Annotated in this window: 7 protein-coding genes; 4 read left to right on the plus strand and 3 right to left on the minus strand. The window is 67.6% G+C overall.

The window, feature by feature from the left end:
• A partial coding sequence (locus tag SFU54_RS09075) for an amidophosphoribosyltransferase (protein ID WP_319015958.1) occupies positions 1-831 on the minus strand: 831 nt, incomplete at its 3' end.
• 73 nt (positions 832-904) lie between these two features.
• On the opposite strand from SFU54_RS09075, the gene purM reads away from it, so the two are divergent.
• Both purM and SFU54_RS09085 read left to right on the plus strand, forming a co-directional pair.
• Positions 905-1,999, plus strand: a complete 1,095-nt coding sequence (gene purM, locus SFU54_RS09080) for a phosphoribosylformylglycinamidine cyclo-ligase (protein ID WP_319015959.1) — start codon at positions 905-907, stop codon at positions 1,997-1,999.
• A 68-nt stretch (positions 2,000-2,067) separates the two neighbouring features.
• Positions 2,068-2,412, plus strand: a complete 345-nt coding sequence (locus SFU54_RS09085) for a hypothetical protein (protein ID WP_319015960.1) — start codon at positions 2,068-2,070, stop codon at positions 2,410-2,412.
• 210 nt (positions 2,413-2,622) lie between these two features.
• On the opposite strand, the gene SFU54_RS09090 is transcribed toward SFU54_RS09085, so the two are convergent.
• Positions 2,623-2,838 (minus strand): DUF3073 family protein, encoded by a 216-nt coding sequence (locus SFU54_RS09090; RefSeq protein WP_319015961.1) that lies wholly within the window; start codon positions 2,836-2,838, stop codon positions 2,623-2,625.
• Positions 2,839-2,998: 160 nt separating this feature from the next.
• On the opposite strand from SFU54_RS09090, the gene SFU54_RS09095 reads away from it, so the two are divergent.
• Positions 2,999-4,099, plus strand: coding sequence for an NAD(P)-binding domain-containing protein (locus SFU54_RS09095; protein ID WP_319015962.1), 1,101 nt, complete (start codon positions 2,999-3,001; stop codon positions 4,097-4,099).
• Entirely contained in the window at positions 4,100-4,324 is a 225-nt protein-coding gene (locus SFU54_RS09100) for a hypothetical protein (RefSeq protein WP_319015963.1), read from the plus strand.
• Here the strand turns inward: SFU54_RS09100 and SFU54_RS09105 are convergent.
• Positions 4,283-4,760, minus strand: a 478-nt coding sequence (locus SFU54_RS09105; protein ID WP_319015964.1) for an amylo-alpha-1,6-glucosidase, incomplete at its 5' end; no start/stop codon positions are given. The genes SFU54_RS09100 and SFU54_RS09105 overlap by 42 nt on opposite strands.

Below are 4,760 nucleotides of genomic sequence, written 5' to 3' on the forward strand. Positions count from 1 at the left end.
GCGGGCTTCGTAGACCGAGATGCCGTTCATGATCGAGTCGGGGCGTGCCAGGTAGACGTATTCGAACGAGCACGGAATCAAGCGCGGGTTGGCGGCACACTGCTTCGCCACCATGTCACCCGAGGCCGAGATGAACACGGCTTCGCCGGGGGCAACGTCGCGCACGGTCTCGTATCCGCCGGCTTCGAGTACGAGCGACTCGCTCGCCACGACCCACTCGTCGCCCGTGAGGCCCGTCGTGCGGCGGCCGAGCACGAGCGGGCGAATGCCAAACGGGTCACGAAAGGCGAGCATCCCGTGACCGGCAATGAGCGCAATCGCGGCATACGAGCCCTCGACGCGCTCGTGCAGGCGCGTGATCGCGGCAAACACCTGGTCAGGGTCGAAGTCGGCTCCGGTGACTTGCGCCTGCAGTTCGTGCGCGAGCACGTTGACGAGCAGCTCGGTGTCGCTGTTGGTGTTGAGGTGGCGGCGGTCAACCTCGAACAGCTCGCGCGTGAGTTCGCGCGTGTTCGTGAGGTTGCCGTTGTGCACGAGGATGATGCCGTAGGGCGCGTTCACATAGAACGGCTGTGCCTCTTCTTCGCTGGATGCTGAGCCCCGCGTGGCATACCGAACGTGCCCCAGTCCCATGGTGCCCAGCAGGCTGCGCATGTCGCGCGTGCGGTAGGCCTCGCGCACTTGCCCCTTGGCCTTGGCCATGTGCAACACGCGCCCTTCGGCGGTGGCGATGCCCGTCGAGTCTTGCCCGCGGTGCTGCAGAAGCGCCAGGGCGTCGTAGACCTGTTGGTTGACGGGACTCGATGAAACGAGACCGACGATGCCGCACATGCGGAGGGCGCTCCAGACCGTAAGGTTGACGGTGACGCAGGCCAGTCTGTCAGACCGCGGAACGGATGAACGAATGACAAATTCCTACGCGGCAGCGGGAGTCGACACGGCGGCGGGCGACCGGGCCGTTGAGCTCATGAAGGCCTCGGTCGGTGCGACCCACGGCCCCGAGGTGCTCGGCGGCGTCGGGGGCTTTGCCGGCCTCTTCGACGCGAGCGCATTGCTCGGCTACCGCCGCCCTTTGCTTGCCACGAGCACCGACGGTGTCGGCACGAAGGTCGCGATCGCGCAGGCCCTCGACATCCACGACACGATCGGCCAAGACCTCGTGGCGATGGTCGTTGACGACATCGTCGTCGTGGGCGCCAAGCCGATTTTCATGACCGACTACATCGCGTGCGGCAAGGTGCACCCGCAGCGCATCGCCGACATCGTGCGCGGCATCGCCGAGGCCTGCGCCGCCACGGGCACCGCACTCGTGGGTGGCGAAACCGCCGAACACCCGGGTTTGCTCGGGCCGGACGATTACGACGTGGCCGGTGCCGCGGTGGGCGTGGTCGAGGCCGATGAGGTGCTTGGCCCCGAGCGCGTGCAGAGCGGTGACGTCGTCGTGGCGATGGCCTCGAGTGGCTTGCACTCGAACGGCTTTTCGCTCGTGCGGCACATCCTCGCGTCGCGCTCGATCGGCTACCACGACGAACTGCCCGAGTTCGGCGGCGTCGTGGGTCAGACGTTGCTCACCCCCACGGCGCTCTACACCGCGCCCCTGCTCGACGTGCTCGCCGAGTTGCCGGGCGCCATCCACGCCCTCAGCCACGTGACGGGCGGCGGCATCGCCGCCAACCTCGCGCGTGTGCTCCCCGTCGGCAGCTGGGTCGAGGTCGACCGTGGCTCATGGAGCCCGCCCGCCGTCTTCCGCGTGCTCGCCGACCTCGCGGGTGACACCCTCGAGTCGACCGAGGGCACGTGGAACCTGGGGCTCGGGATGCTCGCCGTGGTTGCCCACGACACCGCGAGCTCGGTCATCCGCGCGCTCGAGAGTCGCGGCGTTCCCGCGTGGGTCGTCGGCCGCGTCTCGACGGCCCCCCACGACCTCGCGGGCTTCGAGCAGGGAGCCAAGGGCGTCAACGGCGGAGCCGTCAAGCTCGTCGGCACCTACGCCGGCTAGTTCCAAGGCGGCGGGCCGCCCGCGACGGCCTGTGGGGAGGACAGCACGTGTGGATCAAGAAGTCCGGAGTGATTGGCATTGTTGGCCTCCCGCCGGAGTCGCCGAGCCGCATTGCTTTTGGCTCCGTCGAGGCGTGGATTAAGTCGACGGGCGACGATGAAGCGCGAATCCTCGGTGATCAGCTCGATGCGGCTTGGGAGAGCTTCGCAGTGGAGTTTGACATGCGAGCACCTGCCTACACCGCCGAAGAAGAGGATTTCGTAGCAGTTCCGCTTCCGGTCGCCGTTGCCCAATCGATCGACGTTGCCGCGCTCAGCTCAGGCGGGCTCTCGGCCGAGATTGAGAAGGTCGAGTTTCGGTGGCGCCTGGACGTGATCGGCGCGCTGCAACAGATGCTCGCAGAGCGACAGTGAAGCGTCGATTGCCTCAACGGTTGTCGGCGTTGCGATCTTTTTCGAGAGCCGCCGTCAGGCTGGGCCCCTCGACGGGGTAAGGCAGATCTTCGAGTGATCGCGTCGGGAGCGCCTCACGGCCTTCGCGATCATTTTCTGCAAAGGCGAAAGGCCCGCTGCCGGGAGTGAGTTCTCGTCGGTCACCGGATCACTTCCATGCCGAGTAATCGCCTACGCGGTCTGAGCCGCGGGGTTCTCTGCGTCGTCTTCGTCGTCGAAGTCGTCTTCGTCGTCGTCAACGAGGTGCGCCCACTTGTCTTCGTACTCGTCGGCGTGTGCCGCCGCAGCGAGTTCGCGTTCGAGCGCAGTGAGGTTGGTGTCGGGAGTGAAGTACTTCAACTCTCGCGCCACCTTGGTGTGCTTTGCCTTCTGTCGGCCGCGCCCCATGCGTGACCCCCTCACAGTGTGTTGTCGGGTGAGCTAGGGAGAACCCCAGAATGCCGAGTCGAGACGGGAGAAAAACTGTGCGGAAGTTTAGCACGCACGCTCGTGTCAGCGGCTCGGAGAACATGCCGCAGCATCCCTTGCACCCGGTAGCCTTGGCCGGGTGACGGAACCTGACCTGACGACCTCGTGCGTGGTCATCGGGGCGGGCCAAGCGGGGCTCTCGGTGGCCTACTACCTCAAGCGCCTCGGCCTTGAGGCGGGCCAAGAGTTTGTGTTGCTCGACCGCGGGCCGAGCACGGGCGGCGCCTGGCAGTTTCGCTGGGAGGCCCTGCGGTTGGGCTCGGCCCACCGGGTCAACGACCTGCCAGGTATGGATGCCCTGGGCCTCAGCTTTTCGACCGCCGACCACCATGCTCCCGCCCGCGATGTGGTCGCCGACTACTACCGCCAATACGAAGAGCACTATGGCTTGCAGGTGGTGCGACCGGCGACCGTCACGCAGGTCGAAGACCTCGGTCGCGACCTGCTCGTTCGATTGACGACCGAGAACGGTCCGCTCGAACTCGGCACCTCGACGATCGTCAATGCCACGGGCACGTGGGGTTCGCCTTTCGTGCCGTGGTACCCGGGTCGCGACACGTTTGCCGGCCGCCAGGTGCACACGGGCGACTACGTGGCAGCCGAAGAGTTTGCCCGCCAGAACGTCGTGGTCGTGGGCGCGGGCACGAGTGCTATCGGGTTCATTCTTGAGCTCGAGGGAATCGCTGCCACCGTCACGTGGGCGACCCGTCGGCCGCCCGAGTTCATCGACGAGGTCGACCTCAGTCTCGAGGCCCGCGAAAAGGCCGTGGCCGAGCAAGACGCGGCCGCGCGGGCAGGCCGCGCCCTGCCGAGCATCGTCTCGGGAACCGGGGTGCCGCGCACCCGACGCATCCAAGCAGCGCTCGATCGTGGTGTGCTCGACTTTCGCCCCATGTTCGACCGCATCGAACCGAACGCGGTCGTGTGGAACGACGGCACGCGCTTGCCCGCCGATGCCATCATCTGGGCGACGGGTTTTCGCCCCGAGCTGCGCCACCTCGCCTCGCTCAGACTGCGCGAGAAAGAGGGCGGTGTCTCGGTCGACAGCTACCGCTCGGGTCGTGACCCGCGCGTGTTCTTCGCCGGCTACGGCCCCGCCGCGTCGACGATTGGCGCCAACCGGGCTGGCCGCAACATTGCGCGGCAGGTTGTCGCGCAGCTCAGCAAGATGGGGCGCTAAGTGATCGACCCGGTCTCGATCGTCATTCTCACGGGCGGCGTGCTCGTCGTGCTGTTGGTCGTGCTCGCGGTCATCGCGGCGATCGTGCTCGCGCCGGCCGTGCGGCGCTCGCTCGCCGAGCGCGCCGCGGAGCCCGACGATTCCCAGTCAGCGCTCGACGACTCCGAGTCAGCGCCCGGGCACTCAGCGCAGCGCCTCGAGAACGACGATCGCGGCGGCCGCTGACCACGCTTGCGGGCGGCACGACGCGGGGTAGGGCACGGGTCGCGCCGAGGTGCTCGCGGGGTCGCCGCTGTGCAACTCAGGCATGCGGAAGCCGGCCGACTCGGCCACCCGCAGCAAGCCCTCGGCGAGTGACGCGGCGGCATCCCGATGCCCCGTCTTGGCGAGGCCCGCGATAGCGATGGCGGTGTCGTGCGCCCAGACAGAGCCACCGTGGTAACTGAGGGGCCAGTAACCGGCGGCATCCGTCGACATCGTGCGTAAGCCGTAGCCCGAGTTGAGTTCGGGCGACGCGAGGCGAGCGGCGACGAGGGCCGACTGCTCGGCGTCGAGCAGGCCCGTGCCGAGCAGGTGCCCGAGGTTGCTCGTGACGGTGTCGACGGGGCGCTTGTGCGCGTCGAGGGCGATGGCCGGGTAGGGGCCGAGGTCGCCGCAGCGC

The sequence above is a fragment of the Microcella sp. genome (genome assembly GCF_033763155.1).
GTDB lineage: Bacteria > Actinomycetota > Actinomycetes > Actinomycetales > Microbacteriaceae > Microcella.